The 16,719-nt window shown below is 47.7% G+C and carries 10 protein-coding genes; 9 read left to right on the forward strand and 1 reads right to left on the reverse strand.

Features of this window, described 5'->3' with window-relative positions; translation table 11 throughout:
- The first annotated feature begins 14 nt into the window (after positions 1 to 14).
- The 5 genes from eutC (at position 15) to BLR32_RS28670 (ending at position 7,126) form a co-directional block, all read left to right on the forward strand.
- Entirely contained in the window at positions 15 to 797 is a 783-nt protein-coding gene (gene eutC / locus BLR32_RS28650; RefSeq protein ID WP_089837152.1) for an ethanolamine ammonia-lyase subunit EutC, read from the forward strand.
- A gap of 43 nt (positions 798 to 840) precedes the next feature.
- Positions 841 to 1,398: an RNA polymerase sigma-70 factor gene (locus BLR32_RS28655; protein ID WP_176842460.1), complete on the forward strand. Its 558-nt coding sequence runs from the start codon at positions 841 to 843 to the stop codon at positions 1,396 to 1,398.
- A gap of 44 nt (positions 1,399 to 1,442) precedes the next feature.
- Positions 1,443 to 2,357 carry a FecR family protein gene (locus BLR32_RS28660; RefSeq protein WP_089837156.1) on the forward strand — a complete coding sequence of 305 codons (915 nt, stop codon included), beginning with the start codon at positions 1,443 to 1,445 and terminating at the stop codon, positions 2,355 to 2,357.
- A gap of 62 nt (positions 2,358 to 2,419) precedes the next feature.
- The gene (locus tag BLR32_RS28665; RefSeq protein WP_176842461.1) at positions 2,420 to 5,590 is read left to right on the forward strand and encodes a SusC/RagA family TonB-linked outer membrane protein; all 3,171 of its coding nucleotides are present in this window, start codon (positions 2,420 to 2,422) and stop codon (positions 5,588 to 5,590) included.
- Between the two features lie 9 nt (positions 5,591 to 5,599).
- Positions 5,600 to 7,126, forward strand: a complete 1,527-nt coding sequence (locus BLR32_RS28670) for a SusD/RagB family nutrient-binding outer membrane lipoprotein (protein ID WP_176842462.1) — start codon at positions 5,600 to 5,602, stop codon at positions 7,124 to 7,126.
- 5 nt (positions 7,127 to 7,131) lie between these two features.
- Here the strand turns inward: BLR32_RS28670 and BLR32_RS28675 are convergent, their stop codons facing one another.
- The gene (locus BLR32_RS28675) at positions 7,132 to 7,533 is read right to left on the reverse strand and encodes a hypothetical protein (RefSeq protein WP_245705543.1); all 402 of its coding nucleotides are present in this window, start codon (positions 7,531 to 7,533) and stop codon (positions 7,132 to 7,134) included.
- 91 nt (positions 7,534 to 7,624) lie between these two features.
- Here BLR32_RS28675 and BLR32_RS28680 point away from each other — a divergent pair, with 91 nt between their 5' ends.
- The 4 genes from BLR32_RS28680 (at position 7,625) to BLR32_RS28695 (ending at position 16,705) form a co-directional block, all read left to right on the forward strand.
- Positions 7,625 to 7,828, forward strand: a complete 204-nt coding sequence (locus BLR32_RS28680) for a hypothetical protein (protein ID WP_089837162.1) — start codon at positions 7,625 to 7,627, stop codon at positions 7,826 to 7,828.
- Positions 7,829 to 8,395: 567 nt separating this feature from the next.
- Entirely contained in the window at positions 8,396 to 12,808 is a 4,413-nt protein-coding gene (locus BLR32_RS28685) for a hypothetical protein (RefSeq protein ID WP_143011623.1), read from the forward strand.
- A gap of 5 nt (positions 12,809 to 12,813) precedes the next feature.
- Positions 12,814 to 14,886: a fibronectin type III domain-containing protein gene (locus BLR32_RS28690; RefSeq protein ID WP_143011624.1), complete on the forward strand. Its 2,073-nt coding sequence runs from the start codon at positions 12,814 to 12,816 to the stop codon at positions 14,884 to 14,886.
- Between the two features lie 28 nt (positions 14,887 to 14,914).
- Positions 14,915 to 16,705 carry a hypothetical protein gene (locus tag BLR32_RS28695; protein ID WP_089837168.1) on the forward strand — a complete coding sequence of 597 codons (1,791 nt, stop codon included), beginning with the start codon at positions 14,915 to 14,917 and terminating at the stop codon, positions 16,703 to 16,705.
- The last annotated feature ends 14 nt before the right edge of the window (positions 16,706 to 16,719 follow it).

Genomic DNA, 16,719 nt, shown 5'->3' on the forward strand with positions numbered 1-16,719 from the left:
CAATCAATCATAGGATGAACAACGAATTACAGCACCGGCATCCAATACAGGAAGATCCCTGGTCTTCATTAAAAGCGTTCACCACAGCGCGTATCGCATTGGGAAGAACAGGCACCGCTATCCCTTTAAGAGAAGTGTTGTCTTTTAAACTCGCACATGCACATGCGCGGGATGCTGTTTATTCAAAGCTGAACATTACACTGCTGATGGAGCAGCTGCAACCATTTCATACCGGTACTTTGCTGTTGCACAGCAGTGCGGCAGACCGGCAGGAATACCTGCAACGTCCTGATAAAGGCAGGCGACTGGATGCTGACAGCATTAAAACCCTGCATACATTACCGGCTGCACTATTGCAGAAAGACGTAGCCATTATCATCGCAGATGGACTTTCTGCAACAGCGATGAATGTACATACCTTGCCGTTATTAACGCAGTTAATACCGATGTTAAAAGCGGCGGGCATAGCAACAGGTCCCATCTGCCTGACAGAGCAGGGGAGGGTCGCTATCGGCGATGAAATAGGCGAGTTGTTAAAGACAAAAATGACGCTGATGCTGATAGGTGAACGGCCCGGACTCAGTGCGGCTGATAGTATGGGCGCTTATATCACATTTAATCCCCGCGTAGGAAATACAGACGAATCAAGGAACTGCATCTCCAACATCCGCCAGGAAGGATTATCATATGACACTGCAGCTGGAAAGATCTGTTATCTTTTGCAGGAGGCTATCAGACTGCAGTTGTCCGGAGTAGGGTTGAAAGATAACTATCATCCCTCCCAAATTTCTATTTGATTGTTTAAAAAAAATAATACTTTGTGCGGCATTCATAATGACGATGACGCAAGACGGATACCATATCTCTGCCGAAGAAGCTACTGAGGCCCTCCGTAGTCGTAATGCCGGTGTCTTCCAGAAAATATACGCAGCATACAGTGAGGAATTATTCCTGTTAGCTTATCGCTGGGTCAAAGACGATGACCTGGCCAAAGAGGTCGTGCAAAGCCTGTTCGCACATTTATGGGAAAAGGGACAACAGATTGAGATCACCGGAAATGTGCGCCACTACCTGTATCGTTCAATAACCAACAGAAGTATCAACGAATTAAAACGGCGGTCAAGGAATGTAAGTGAAGAGGCCCTGCAATGGCAGGCCGACAACTCCTCATTGCATGAAATCACCGATCATCTGCTGCTGCAGAAAGAGATCATACGCCTGGCACAGGGGCTGGCCCCACGCTGCCGGGAGATCTTCCTGCTCAGCCGTTTCGAAGGACTTGAACCCGCTGAAATAGCAGAACGGCTGGGTATCACTGTTAACACAGTGTATTTTCAGCTGGCGGTGGCCCTGAAATATCTGCGTAATCACTTATTGGACGGAAAAAAATTGCAGTAGCATCAAAGTATCGAGGTGCTGGATTGTCGTAATAGTATAAAGCAATGAACAACAACGATATAACCGGGTTCATTATAGATTGTCTGACAGACCCCGGTAACAGGGACAAACAGGCTGCATTAAATAAGTGGTTAGAGGAATCGGAAGAGAATCAACACCTGTATGCAGAACTGAAGCAGCTTTGGGAAGCCGCAGCAGATGTTCCTCCCATGCCCTTTAATGCAGATGAAGGGTGGAAGGAATTGTCTCAGCAGATGGCGCCGGCTGCCAGGGTAAAGCGTCTGTCCCCCTGGAGGATCGTAGCGGCAGCCGCAGTGCTGTTGTTTCTTATTGCAGGCGGCTGGTGGTGGCAAACATCCCGCAATGCCTGGATCACTTACGCAACGCCCACTGGCGATGTAGATAGTATCACCCTTCCTGATGGCTCTATGATACATATGAAAGCCGGTACCTCGCTGGCTTACAGGAAGTTGTTCAAAGAACGCGAAGTGAAATTGCTGCAGGGAGAAGCCTATTTTGATGTGGTGAAAGATCCACAGCGGCAGTTCCTCGTCACAGCAGACAAATCAACCGTAAAAGTACTCGGAACGGCATTCAATGTACGTATAGAAAACACCTTCACAGAAGTCATTGTCTTTGAAGGAAAAATAAGTCTGCACAGTGGAGGAAAGAAGCTGGTACTGAGCAGTGGCAGCGGTAACCTGGCAACTGTTAGCCGGAATGATGACGAAATAAGACACCCCATAGGTAATTATAGCAATCAATGCGCCTGGGCCACAAACGAGCTGGTATTCGAGAATGAAGAAGCCGAAAATGTGGCAAAGGTATTAGCCGCCCACTACCATATATCCGAAATAAAAGTTGCTGAGAATTTACGGCATAAACGAATTACCTTGCGCCTGCATAATACACCTCAGGATGAAGCGCTGGAAATATTTGGCGCTGTCCTGGATCAATAACTGAGCTCAGCTCCATTACCCTTATGAAGGTCCTGGCCACTTTAGGTATTTTAACCCTCTTATTGTGTGCAGTTCTGACCGGTACCGCACAACAGCCTCCACTACTGCAGCAGCGCCTGGATATCCGGGTGAAGAGGATGCCTGTCGCCGTTTTTCTCAAATGGATCGGCGAACAGACCGGTGTATCCTTCGCTTACCCCAATGAGATCATCAACGGTCGTACACCCGTTACCATGCATGAAACACAGATCTCCATAAAGGACGCGTTGGAAAGTGTTTTTCCTCCTGCTCAATACGAGATCCGCACCATCGGCCATCAGATCATTATCCGGTTTAAGAAAGTGGTCGCTCACTCTTCAGATACACTCGCGCCCACCCGTATCATGCAGATGAATCCTGTGGTGGTAACAGCCCTCGGCATCAGCAGGGAACAATACTCCCTGGGATATGCACACGCAGAAATAAAAGGGAAGGAGCTGACCAGTGCAAGGGACATACATCCTATGAATGCCCTCAGCGGAAAGATCGCCGGACTCGATATCAGTCCGGTGAATAGCGGAGCGGCAGGATCCGTAAAACTAACCCTCCGGGGAATGCGTTTGCTGGGCGGAAATAATCAGCCGCTGCTCGTCATAGATGGTATCCCGGTGAATAATACCTCCCCCGGTCAGGCCGAAAAATATGGTGGTTACGACCTGGGAGATGGCACTGTCATCATCAACCCGGATGATGTCGAGACGCTCTCTGTACTCAAAGGAGGGGCTTCCGCGGCCTTATACGGCAGCCGCGCTGCAAACGGAGTCATATTGATCACGACGAAGAAAGGTGTCCGTAAAGGGCTGGAAATGGAGTTTATGTCGAATGCGGTATTAGAGAAATCCAACAGTCGCTATGATTTCCAGGACACCTATGGCAGCGGCCGCGAAGGCCTGCTACCTGCAAATGCCGCCGAAGCCCGTTGGGATGCACAATACAGCTGGGGGCCAAAAATGGATGCCGACAGCATGGTATGGCTCTGGAATGGAATGAAGGTGCCTTATGTGAAAGCCCGGAACCCGGTTACAAAGTTCTTCCGGGAAGGTTTTACCCTTGTCAATACCCTGGCCCTGTCTACTGGGACTAAAAAAACACAGCTGCGGGCATCTTATACCAACACACTTAACAACGATATAGTACCTACCAGCAGATTACAAAGACATCACTTCTCTGCCAGGGTCACCACCCGGCTCACACGGAAACTGGAGCTGGATACCCGACTGGCCTGGCTGGATGAGGAAGTACTTAACCGGCCTGCATTGTCCGACAATCCTAATAACGTAGGCTATGTACTGAGTGGCATTGCTCCGAATATTGACCTCAACTGGCTGAAAAACTACAAGGACCCTGTAACAGGCAATTACATCAACTGGAACAATAACACCTACCAGGTCAATCCTTACTGGGCGATCTATGAGCAACCTAACAATAGTGACCAGGACCGCTTCAATGGTTTTATCCGCCTGAAATATAAACTCTGTTCCGGCTTCTCTGTACAGATACGTTCCGGCGCAGACTACTCCGCATTTTTCTTTAATGAGCTGATGAACTATTCCACGCCGGTGAATCCGCTCGGGGCGATGTTCCTTAAAGACAGGAGATTGTGGGAAATAAACAGTGACTTGCTGCTCACATATACCCGCCAGCTGAATAGATTCCGGTTCACCATGAACGTGGGTACCACCCGCATGGACTACAAAGAAACGATCCGCAATACTACCGGTCGTGAAATGAATATCCGCGGTGATAGAAACATCGATAATTTTGGCACCCGTATGCGCTATGAAATGATCCTCCGGAAAAGGATCAACGCGGTATATGCCTCCCTGGATATTGATTACCGGCGACTATTATTCCTGTCGCTGACGGGCCGTAAAGACTGGTCGTCTACATTACCACGCGATCATAACGCTTATTTCTATCCATCTGCTTCCGCTGCTTTTCAGTTTACAGAGCTGATCAGGAATAAACAGGTGCTGTCTTCCGGCAAGCTCCGTTTATCTGTAGCGCAAACAGGCACAGACGCTGTACAACCTTATTTGTTGCGACTTACCTACGGCTACAATCCTGATATCCCTCTTATAAAAGGATATTCTATTGGCGGTGTGGCGGTAGATAATGTGCCCTTCGCAGACCTCCGTCCGGGAGTCAACTATGCTTATGAAGCAGGCGCCGAGCTGGCTTTCTTCAATAACCGTTTACACCTGGACGCTACCTGGTATCATTCCAGGACGAAAGACCAGGTGTTGAATGCGCCCGTTTCCACTACCAGCGGATATACCAGTGCTGTGATCAACTCCGGCAATATCCGTAACGAAGGAGTTGAATTAGCATTGGGAGGAACACCGGTGATGCATCAGCATTTTAGTTGGGATGCCGGTTTGATCTTTGCCCGTAACATGAACAGGATACAATCGCTTAACTCGCTGATGTCGCCCTATTACCCGGTGGCAGTAGCGCGCTGGGGAAATGTGTCTGTAGTGGCGAAGAAAGATGCGGAGTATGGTATGCTGACCGGCAGGCATTTTCTGCGTGACTTCAAAGGACGTCTGGTATTGGACGGGAATAATCTGCCGAAATCTACTACAACAGACAGTCGCCTGGGTAGTAACCAATATGCATGGACAGGCAGTATCACCAACCGCTTCGCATACAAACGACTGGCGCTGACAGTGCTCGTCGACATCAAATACGGCGGCAACATCTTTTCTATGACCAACCTGCTGGCCTATTCAAACGGGAACCAGAAAGGAACGTTGGAAGGACGGGAAGGCTGGGCGCGTTCCGAACAGGAAAGGATCAGCGCAGGAAAGACACCCGAGCAATGGACCCCGACTGGCGGATTGCCCATCAAAGGCATAGCCGCGGCCACGGGCAATGAAGTGACAGCGTATGTGAATCCGCAGTCCTACTGGAAAAGGCTGGCAGAGAGCATCCCCGAGGCATTCATATACGATGCTACTTTTGTAAAGCTCAGGGAACTGCATCTTGATTATGACCTGCCCTTACATGCTTTCAGCAGAACATTCCGTGAAGCCACTATTTCTCTGATCGCACGCAATCCATTTACGTTTTACAAAGCGGTGCCCAACATAGATCCTGAATCAAGTTACAACAACACTACTGCACAGGGACTGGAATATGGTTCCCTGCCAACACGAAAGTCTTATGGTCTTAAACTGTTCGTCAAGTTTTAAGTGATGCCCATGAAAAGATACAGATGGAACATACTGATGATTTTATTACTGTCTTCCTGTACTGCTGGTTTTGAAAAGATCAATACAGATCCGAAGACAAAAGATAGTATTCCTCCCGGCGAGCAATTGACAGCCGCCGCTTATTTCATGGACGGCGGCCGTGAGATGGGATATCCTGATCTCTACATATTTCAGCCCATGGTACAATACCTGACAGGAGCAGAAGATATGAGCAGAGGAGGCAAGTATATCCGGGATGAGTTTTATAACAACTGCATGTGGGAAAACCTGTATGGCAAGAGCTTAAAGCAACTGGTAGACCTGCTGGAAAATCATAAGAGCGATTCAGCCCTCGTCAATTACCTGGCGGCAGCCCGTATCCTGCGGGTGTACGTGTTTTCCCTGCTGACAGATACCTACGGCGACATTCCTTATTCACAGGCAGGTCTGGCTTATTACAACAAGATCTACACTCCTGAGTACGATAAACAATCAGATATCTATACCAACTTCTTTAAAGAACTGGCGGAAGCTACGGCGCAATTCAATCCTTCGAGAGAAGGCATAGCGAACGACATTGTGTATAACGGTGATCTGGATAAATGGAAACGTCTGGCAGGTTCACTGAGACTCCGATTGGCTATGCGACTCACAAAAGTGAATGCTATTACTGCAAGAGAGCAGGTAAGGGCGGCATTGGCAGCTGGCGTGATGCAAAGTGCGGATGACAATTTCCGGATGCTGCACGACAACTATGCCTATCCCGATCTGCGGGGCAACGGCTATGCACAGGCATTGCTGGAAGATAATGTACGCCAGTGGGTCAGGGGATGCAGTACATTCGTAGAATACCTCAAAGCAGAGAAAGACCCTCGTTTGCCCACTTTCTTTGTCAATAAAGATGCAGGGGGGAAGGATATTACCACCATTACCAATTACCTGTCCATGAAACCGGGGATGTACTATTGGGATGACCAGGAAGAGTATGTCAGCCCGGAAGGAGTAGTAATAGCTGCTGCGGATAAATATTGTGTGCTGAACCAGCCTTTCTATCAGCTGGATGCACCATTCCTGCACATGGGATACGCGGAGGTGGCCTTCCTGCAGGCAGAGGCAGCCGCCAGGGGATGGATACCTGATGATGCCAATAACTGGTATCAGATTGGGATCCGTGCCGCCATGGACCAGCTGAAACTGTACGCAGAAATAGGATATATCCCTGATGATACGGCAACGGCATTCGTCCGCGCGCACAGGCTGACGCCCGGCAGGGAGATTGAACAGATCAATATGCAGAAATGGGTGGCACTCTTCCCTAACGGGTTTGAGGCATATGCCAACCAGCGCCGCAGTGGCTATCCGGTATTGGCGCCCATTACTGATATGGGCAATGAATCGCAGACAGACGGTATTCCCCCCAGGCGTTTATTCTATCCTTCCACAGAGGCATTCAGCAACACGGTGCATTACCAGGAAGCGCTGGACAGGATGGGGGGAACGGACGACTGGTTACAGCATGTATGGTGGGACTATTGATGTGATCACATCGTTTCTTCCTCTTCCGGATGCCTTGGTTTATACCAGACATAGTAATATCCCAGGATCAGCACACCCGTTAGGAATGGGATCAATGCCAGATGCTTATAAGTGATCCATCCGGTAATGATCTCCGCGTCAAAATGCAGGAACTCACTGATCATCCAGTAAGAGTTAGCCGTGATCCATACGGCGATCGCCAGGTTGTGGCATAACTCCGACATGAATTGCCGTGTGCGGTAAGCGATAATAATAGCGACTATCAGCGTAGGGAAGATCATCGCAATGCCCAGTGGCTTCCAGATCAGGCACCAGCCAATGTCTTTCAGCAGCCAGAAAACGATATGCAGATTTTCCATTTTCCGGTATTTCAACGGGATACTGTAAACAGGTGTGGTTTCGGGCATGTTTGGTTTTATTGTGCCGGCAAAAATATAAAATCTGACGCCAATTGGTATAACTCTTGTATTAACCAAAGCATACCAAAATGAACGAGTTATGAAAAAAGCAATGATAGCCGCTTCTATTGTCGGCGCAGCAGCAGCTGGAGTGATCTTATATATGACCCGGAAAAATGGAGGTATGAAAGGCCTCATGGAGAAGGCAGGATCTGCAGCAGATAATGCCCGCCGTATGGCTAACCGCCACCTACGCAAATCACAACAGAAAATTAATACCATGGTCAACGAGTCCATGGCATAGTGAATGCAGGCATTTTACCGGGGTGGCAAGCATGTTCCGGTTAAATGCTCCGGTAGGATGCCTGCTATTAAGTCCACCCATACGTCTGGTATGCGTCTGGTATACGTCTGGTATAAAGCGTGTCTGAAGCTTCAATAGACCCCGGTAGGGGGCTCAGTGTTTGTTGCGCGGGGTGACAACCCCGGGGAAACCCCAAACCGTGTGTAACCCCGAAACCGTGCATAACCCTGGAATGGTTTCACCCCGGGAAACGATCGTATAACCCCCGAACCGTGCGTCCCCCCGGAATAGATGTCCCCCGTCGTCCCGTAGATGCGTCGTGTATACGTCGTGTATGTCTCGTATATACGTCGTCTACCTCGTCGGCAATTACTTCCCCTCAACACCAAAAAATGACACAATTCCAGAAAAATTCAAAATGACAATTTCTTACGTCACTGAAAATCAACCCTTCTCCTAATCCTCATATTAAATCCGCTTAACATTAAATAAAAAAATCTAATATGGACAATAAATAATTACATTTGTTTTATTGTTAATATTAAGGGACTCCCTACCCGTTGACCGATGAAGCACCACCCTGTACCCGTCCTACGACTGGCAGTATTTACACTGTTAATGTTCTTCCTGTGGCCCGTTCACGCTAACGCCACCAATTCCGCCGCCGCTCTTTCTCAGGATACGGCCAAAGAAAGCCTTGTAGATCATGCCATTAGCGTGTTCAACAAAATCAAGGAAAAGAACAAGTTTATCAATTTCCTGACCGACGAATCGCTGGGTACCTTACCCGTGGGACTTGTCCGTGAAATAAACGGCAAGGTCTACGTGATTGCCATTGACAGTATTCGTATGACGCCTCAGGGAGCCTATCTGAGCGCCTATTTCCGTTTTACCTTCCCCGGCACCACCCGCGAGCTGATCTTCGGTGGAAAGGATATCACTTTTACGCCCGGAGGTATAGGAGTGGGTAACTCTACCAAACTGATGTTGCTGAATGATCAGAAGATCAACTTCAATGAACATATAGAGGTCAACTTCCCCGGCGATGGTACCAATTATGTCGAATGGGACTGTAATGGCTTCAAATCGGCTAACCTGAGCGGTGTGTTCGAGTTTGACAAAGGTTGGATCGAACCCGATGATCCGGGTAAAGAAACCGTACAGGCAGCCCTGGCGATAAATGCAGCAAAAGATCTCAGCAATATCATGGCTGATATCAATATTCCTGCATTTCGCATCAAAGGCCTGAAAGACTTCAACTTTAAAGTAAAGCATGCTGTCATCGATATGAGTGACCTGGCCAATCCGTCCGGGTTAAACGTTACTAACGATATGCTGGAAGATCCTTCAAGCCCCTTATTGTGGCGTGGATTCTACCTCCAGGAACTGGAAGTAGGGTTACCGGAGCAGGTGGCTTCCGGAAAAGGACGGCCTAAGGTGACGGTATCCAACTTCATTATAGACGACCAGGGGGTGAGCGGTAGCGTTGCCGCAGAGAATATTGTAAAATTGGGAGACGCCAGTGCAGGTGGCTGGCCCTTATCAATAGACAAAGTAGGACTGAGTTTCAGTAAGAATAAACTGAACGGAGGCTCCCTGGGGGGAGAAATGAGAATAGGCTTCCTGGGTGATGATCCGCTGGCTTACGACGCTGCAGTCAGTATGCGCGGAAGTGATACCTACTATTCCTTCGCACTGGCTACTACAAAGGATAAAACATACTCCTTCTTTGCCGGCAAAATTACCCTGAATAAGGACTGTCGTATAGAAGTGACCAAGACGCCCAAGGACTTCATTCCGAAAGCAACACTGACGGGTAAGGTAGAGCTCAATAAGAGTGTACTGAATATCAAAGACATCTCTTTCGAAGACCTGGTCCTTTCAACACAGAAACCGTATGTGCATAGCGGCACATTCGAAATAGCCACAGCCGGTGATGCGAAGATGAGTGGATTCCCCATCGCATTCGACGAACTGAGTTTAGGTATTTCCGAAGGAAAAGTAGCCGTAGGCGCTACTGTGATGCTGAACTTTATGGGCTCAGGCGACAAAGGCTTCAGCGGTAGCACTTCATTTACCATCACCGCAGCACAGGAGGAGATCAAACAGACCGTAATGGTCGATAACCAGCCTGTTGAAAAAGTAGACACACGCTGGAAGCTGGATAAGGTCACCATCAGCGATATCGATCTGGACGTGAAGGTAATGGCCTTCCAGATGCATGGTATCATCACGCTGTTTGATAATCATCCTGTATACGGAAATGGCTTCAGAGGAAAGCTTGATTTCTCTCTGCCGGGACCTGTTCCTAAAGCAACCGCAACTGCTTATTTCGGATCCAAAGATGACTTCCGTTACTGGCACGTAGATGCATATATAGGTGTCAGGGTACCGATACCACCTATGCTGCAGATCACTGGTATGATGGGTGGTATGTCTTATCATATGGAACGTCCTTCAGATTTTGATCCTTATGATTCGAGGAACGCTATTGATGAAAAAGGTGGTTTAAAAGACGTGAACGAGATCTTCCAGTACGTACCATCGAAAGATGCCGGTATGGGTTTCATGGGAGGTGTGACAATGGCGTTGTCAACAGATGTGGTGATCAATGCCAACGTAGCGCTTGAAGTACAGTTTGGGACAAATGGTGGGTTCCGTTATGCACAATTTGATGGCGCCGGTTATGTAATGCATGAGGTAGTGAAAGCGAAGAGTAAGAACGACGCAAAAGAGGATGAATCCGCACCGGTGTGGGTGCAGTTTAAGATGCGCTTTGATAATGTCAACAGTTCATTCGATGCAAGTATAAAGACTTATGTGAACATCGCCGGAGTAGTAAAAGGCGCCCACGACCGCGGACTGGTGGGCGAATCTGTATTACACGTAGGCAAGGATGACTGGTATCTCTACATAGGACGTCCATCACAGATGAATGCACTTTCCATTGTTGGAATAGCGGAAGTGAGCAGCTACTTTATGATGGGTTCAAAAGTGGAGGATATGCCGCCGGTGCCCACAGAAGTAAGCGAAGTGTTTGATGGTATCAATACCGATTTCATGGCCATGGAAAACACCATGAGTACCGGTAAAGGGTTTGGTTTTGGCGCACACTTCAAAGCGGGCTTCTCATTTGATTATGGTGTGTATGGTGAATTTGCCATAGGTGCAGGCGCCGACATCCTGCTGCGTAACTACGGAGAGGCAAGATGTAAGGGTAGCAACAGTATTATAGGTTTCAACGGATGGTATGCATCCGGACAGGCATATGCTTACCTGAAAGGAAATGTCGGTATTCGTGTAAAAGTATTTGGAAAGAAGAAGTCATTTGACATCGCTAAACTATCCGCAGCCATACTGGTGCAGGCTAAATTGCCTAATCCTTCCTGGTTCAGAGGTATGGCGGGTGTGAAATATTCTATACTGGGCGGTCTGGTGAAAGGAAAAGCCAGCATTAAGGTAGAACTGGGTTCTCAGTGTGAGATAGTAGGTGCAAAAGAAATAGACGTAGAGGTAATCAGCGACATCAAGCCTGATGATCAGGGTAATGACGTTAGTGTATTCTCTTCTCCGCAGGTAGCATTCAACCTTGCAATAGAAAAGCCCTTCTCAATGATGAACGAGTACGACCAGGTAGCTACTTACCGTGTGAAGCTGGATGGGGTAACACTGATGAATGATAAGACACCAATCACTGGTAATATCGTTGTTAACCCCGATGGTATGTCAGCAACGCTCAATCAGCGTGATATCCTGCCGGGATTAACCCGGCTGACTGCAGGCGCCAAAGTTCATTTTGAGAAACAGAATGGCGCCAGCTGGGAAGCATTAAAGAGCGATGGCAAAAACATTGACTACGAAACAAAATCCAGCACCTTCACAACCGGTGAAGAACCTAAGACCATCAGCTGGGAGAACGTAGTGTATGCTTATCCTGTAAGAAATCAGTACAATTTCTTCCCGGGTGAATACAATAAAGGTTATCTCAAACTGAAATATGGTCAGCCTAAACTGTTCCAGAAAACAGATGAAAAAGGTGAGAGCTACAGCATAAAAGCTGCCTTCACATCTGCACAGAAACAGGTTGCTGCAACGAACGTATCTTATGATGAAGCAGCCGCACAGGTGAACTTTGATGTTCCTGCGGACCTGTCAAAGGAAATGATCTACACCTTTAATATTGTCCGTTCTTCCCTGTCGCTGGAAAACGCTGCTGATAACGTCACTAAGAAAGCAAAGACCACAGTGGGAGATGACGGCGATAGCACTACCATCACACAAACAGCGCTGAAAGGTAACGCTAACTCTGAAGCAGATAAAGAGGTGATTGCGTATAACTTCCGTACCAGCAAATACAGCACATTTACTGAGAAGATGAATAATGTGACCGGCTCACAGGATCTCTTCGATATCGCCACCGGTTATGTAACAGTCATTGGTACCCGCTTCAATACGGCAGAAACATTTGACAAGTTCGATATCAGTGGTGATGCAACCTTCTCTACAAAACCGCTCATACTGCTGAAAGCTGGTATGAACAATGAGTGGCTGCAGAATAAGATCATGCCATTGCTGTACAACGGTTATCCGTTTGCACCATCTATGACACTTGCCCGCGATGCATCTGCAACCGGAGGTCTGCCGCCATTGGAAGCCGTACGCATGTACAACAACGATAATAACTATTACCAGCTGGAAAGCAATAACGTGACTGATGGTGTAGCGCCTGTAAGGCCCGGAGCATGTCGTTTCATGTACTACGTGCCTTACGTAGCGCATGAGGATTATATGGATCTGTCTGCGAAAGCCGGCAGACTGTACACCATCGGTAATGCATCTACGCCTGCAGGCAACCTGATGCTGAACACCTTCCCGGATCTGCAGGGCAATATTTATTATCCTGTAGATCTGCAGTATCGTTTACCAGGTACAAACCGGATCACATCAACAGTTACAAAGAATATCTACTATAAATTATAAACTACATGCGTCGTATTCTCTTAACCCTTTTGACTTCAGTGACGTTGTTATGTTGCGGCACAGGTATTTCCTACGGACAGGATAATCAACATAAAATAGTGGGCGTGGCCGATCCTAAAAATGGGAAGGTACGCCTGCGCTGGTCGCCCGCCAGCTATATAGCCTGGGAGATCGGTAACAAATATGGTTATACAGTGGAGCGTTTCACCGTGGCAGTGAATGGTGTATTGGTTAATCAACCTAAACCCGTTATGCTGACACCTCAGCCATTAAAACCATACACCCTGCAGCGCATGGAAGCCCTTGCAGAGAAGGATGACCGCATTGCCATGATTGCAGAACTGATCTATGGAGAAGGTGCTAAAAAGGTGACGCCTGAACAGGGGATTGGCGCTTACATAGAAAGTCAGAATACCAATGACTGGCGGATGGGTATGGCATTGCTGAACTGCGACTTGTCAGTGGCCGCAGCACAGAGTGCAGGTTTGTACCTGGAAGATGCAGACGTAAAGAAAGGAGAGCGTTATGTATACCGTATTGCACCTGCACAGCAACCACAGAACCTGGTGATCGATACCGCATTTGTAGTAGCTTCCCTCGATCAGCCTGTTGTGCTGGCAAGACCGCTGGAGCTGGCAATTGTCTGTGCTGATAGTTCCGCTACCCTGGGCTGGCTGACCACATTTAACCGCGCCATGTATAGCGCTTATATGGTGGAACGTGCTTCAGATGGTAAAAACTTTAAGCCTGTATCAGAGCTGCCTATCCTGCCTACTTCGCCTGATAAGAACGGGTTCTCCTACTACCAGGATTCCCTGCCTGACAATGATAACAAATATACTTACCGTGTACGCGGTATTACTCCCTTCGGAGAATATGGTCCTTATTCAACAACAGTAGAAGGTATGGGAGTGCCAGCTGTATCAGACAGGCCCACCATGGATACCATGATTGTGGTGGATAACAGGAAGATCACACTGCAATGGTCTCTACCTGGCAAATTATCCCGTCAGCTGGATAAGCTGATCATCACCCGTGCAGAAACCACCAAAGGGCCATTCCTGCCGCTGGTAACACTGAAGTCGCCGGCCACCACATACACAGACGAAAAGCCGCTGGTCTCCAATTACTATCGTATAAAAGGGATCACAAAGAGTGGGAAAGCCATTTATTCATTTCCCTACTTTGCGCAGCTGATAGACAGTACGCCGCCTGCTGTTCCGGTTGGACTGGCCGGTAAAGTGGATTCTCTGGGTATCGTCACTTTAAAATGGATGGCTAACACCGAGAAAGACCTGCGTGGATACAGGGTATTCAGGGCTAACAGTACTAAAGAGGAATTTGTGGAAGTAACCCGCGAGATACTGGAACGTCCGGATTTCACTGATACCATTACCCTGCACACACTCACATCTCATGTGTTTTATAAAGTGATAGCAGTAGACAAGAACTTTAACCCTTCAGAATATTCACCATACGTGATGTTAAGAAGACCTGATACCATAGCGCCTTCCCGGCCTCTCATCACAAAAGCGTACAGGTCTGACAGTCTGCGTGCTATTGTATTGGAATGGGTCAACAGTTCCAGCCATGATGTAGTAAAGTATGCATTGTACAGCATCAATACAAAAGATAGCAGTCGCAGACAAGTGGCCGCATGGGATACCACATCCAAACGTGAAAGCTATACTGACACTGCATTAGTAATGGGCAACACTTATTACTATGAGCTGGAAGTATATGACGATGCCGGCAATCATGCAAAGGAAATAAGTGGCGATATCTGGTTTGAAACAGGTAAACGCCCTTCAGTGAAAGGTCTTAAAGGAATAGTGAATCCGGAAAAGAAACAGATCGAGTTAAGCTGGCAGTACAATCAGCCGGAAATAAAACAATACCGCATCTATCGTGCAAAGAACGATAATCCTTTTATTCTGTACGCCACTGTCGATGGTAGTAAACCACAATGGGTGGATAACGAAATATTCCTCGGGAATATCTATAAATATAAAATTACCGCAGTGATGAAGGGCGATGTGAAAGCAGAAATGAGCAAGGTAATAGAAGTTAAATTTTAATCCGGTTCTCCGATAAAAGCATTGTGTTATGAAGTACCGCCAAATATTTTTTCTTACAACGATCGGTGCGTTGCTGATCGGTGCCGGCACTGTAACAGGTCAGGCGCTCGATCAGTTTGGAGTGAAGAAAGGAGTGACCATGAATGGCTCTGTAAATGCCAGCACTACTGCCTATACAGCAAGTGGCATTGCGGCCAGGAGAGATCCCTTTGCCTGGTATCTCAATGGTAATATCAATATTAATTTGTTCGGCTATGATATGCCGTTCTCTTTTAGTTATAGCAACCAGGGAAAGAATTATTCCCAACCATTTAACCAGTTCCGTTTCGCACCAAGCTACAAGTGGGCACGTTTATATGTGGGGAGTACCAGTATGAACTTCAGTAACTATACCCTGGCAGGGCATATGTTCAATGGCGTAGGCGTGGAGCTGACGCCTCCGAAATGGCATATCTCGGCAATGTACGGTACACTGCTGAAAGCTGTGCCTTTTGATGTACTGGCGCCGGAAAGTTATAGCAGGGCCTCTTTTGAACGTAAGGGTGCTGGTCTGAAAGTGGCATATGAAAACGCAGGTAATGCCTATGGCGTATCACTCTTCCGCGCTAAAGACGATCCAGCCTCCCTTCCCTTTATCCCTGATGATGCTACCATCACACCGAGAGAGAACGTAGCCGTGGCTTTCACTGTACGGCAGAGTATCGTACAACACATCTTTGTGGATATGGAGTATTCTGTATCCGCTATCAACCGTGATGTACGTGGAGAGAAAAATGCATTTGACAGTAGCAGAGGTACTTCCAATCTGTTAAAACATTTCCTGTCGCCCACCAACAATACCCGTTACTTTGACGCGATACAGGCAGGACTCGGATATAATGGCTCATTCTACACGGTACAGCTGCGCTACGAAAGGGTAGCGCCTGACTATGTAACCCTGGGCGCCTATAATGTGGTGAATGATATGCGCAACATTACAGTGGCGCCTTCATTTAAACTATTCAATGGCAGGGTGAACCTCTCCGCTAATGCAGGTATGCAGGTGAATAACCTGGACAAGAGCAAGACCAGCGACGCCAAACGCTGGGTGGTAAATGGAAACGCCAGTGTTACGGCAGGCGAACACTGGGTACTGAATGGAGGATATTCCAACTTCAGTAACTATACCCGTGTAAGACCACAGGTGGATCCTTACTTCAACAACCCAATGGATACCCTGGATTTCTACCAGGTGAACAATACCTACAACGCCATGGTGATGTATCATACCGGTGATAAGGACAGGCAGCAGGCCATCACGCTGAACTCTTCTTATCAGTATGCCAGCGACAGGACCAGTGTTGATACGACCGCACCAATATTGAGCAAATTCTTTACTTCGAATGTCAGTTATTCTTATAGTCTGCCGCCGAAAGACCTGACTATGAGTGCTTCAGTGAACTATTACAAGAACTCCGCAGCCGGATTGAGCACCACTTTCATGGGGCCTGGTGTAAATGTGAATAAACAATTCCTGGAGAAGACGCTCCGTACAGGTGTTTCCGCCGTATACAACGTGACTTCTGCCAAAAATACAACAGGAGAGGGACTGACCACTACCAGCAACAGCACCCTGTTCAATACAGGACTGAACATCAATTACAGTCCTAAGAGCAAACAATCCGAAACGGCTGCAGATGGTGAAGGTAAGAGGAAGTTCTTCAGCAAACAGACACATACCATCGGCGCTACAGTTTCGTGGGTATTGCGTGGCGCCACCACTAACCAGCCGGGTTACAACGAACTGACAAGCACGATCAACTATACCTATTCATTTTGACAACGATGTTTAAT

This window comes from Chitinophaga filiformis (assembly GCF_900102545.1).
Taxonomy (GTDB): domain Bacteria; phylum Bacteroidota; class Bacteroidia; order Chitinophagales; family Chitinophagaceae; genus Chitinophaga; species Chitinophaga filiformis.

Coding starts and splice junctions, on each gene's coding strand:
- eutC (WP_089837152.1), top strand. CDS start 15: ATGAACAACGAATTACAGCACCGGCATCCAATACAGGAAGATCCCTGG.
- BLR32_RS28655 (WP_176842460.1), top strand. CDS start 841: ATGACGCAAGACGGATACCATATCTCTGCCGAAGAAGCTACTGAGGCC.
- BLR32_RS28660 (WP_089837156.1), top strand. CDS start 1,443: ATGAACAACAACGATATAACCGGGTTCATTATAGATTGTCTGACAGAC.
- BLR32_RS28670 (WP_176842462.1), top strand. CDS start 5,600: ATGAAAAGATACAGATGGAACATACTGATGATTTTATTACTGTCTTCC.
- BLR32_RS28675 (WP_245705543.1), bottom strand. CDS start 7,533: ATGCCCGAAACCACACCTGTTTACAGTATCCCGTTGAAATACCGGAAA.
- BLR32_RS28680 (WP_089837162.1), top strand. CDS start 7,625: ATGAAAAAAGCAATGATAGCCGCTTCTATTGTCGGCGCAGCAGCAGCT.
- BLR32_RS28685 (WP_143011623.1), top strand. CDS start 8,396: ATGAAGCACCACCCTGTACCCGTCCTACGACTGGCAGTATTTACACTG.
- BLR32_RS28690 (WP_143011624.1), top strand. CDS start 12,814: ATGCGTCGTATTCTCTTAACCCTTTTGACTTCAGTGACGTTGTTATGT.
- BLR32_RS28695 (WP_089837168.1), top strand. CDS start 14,915: ATGAAGTACCGCCAAATATTTTTTCTTACAACGATCGGTGCGTTGCTG.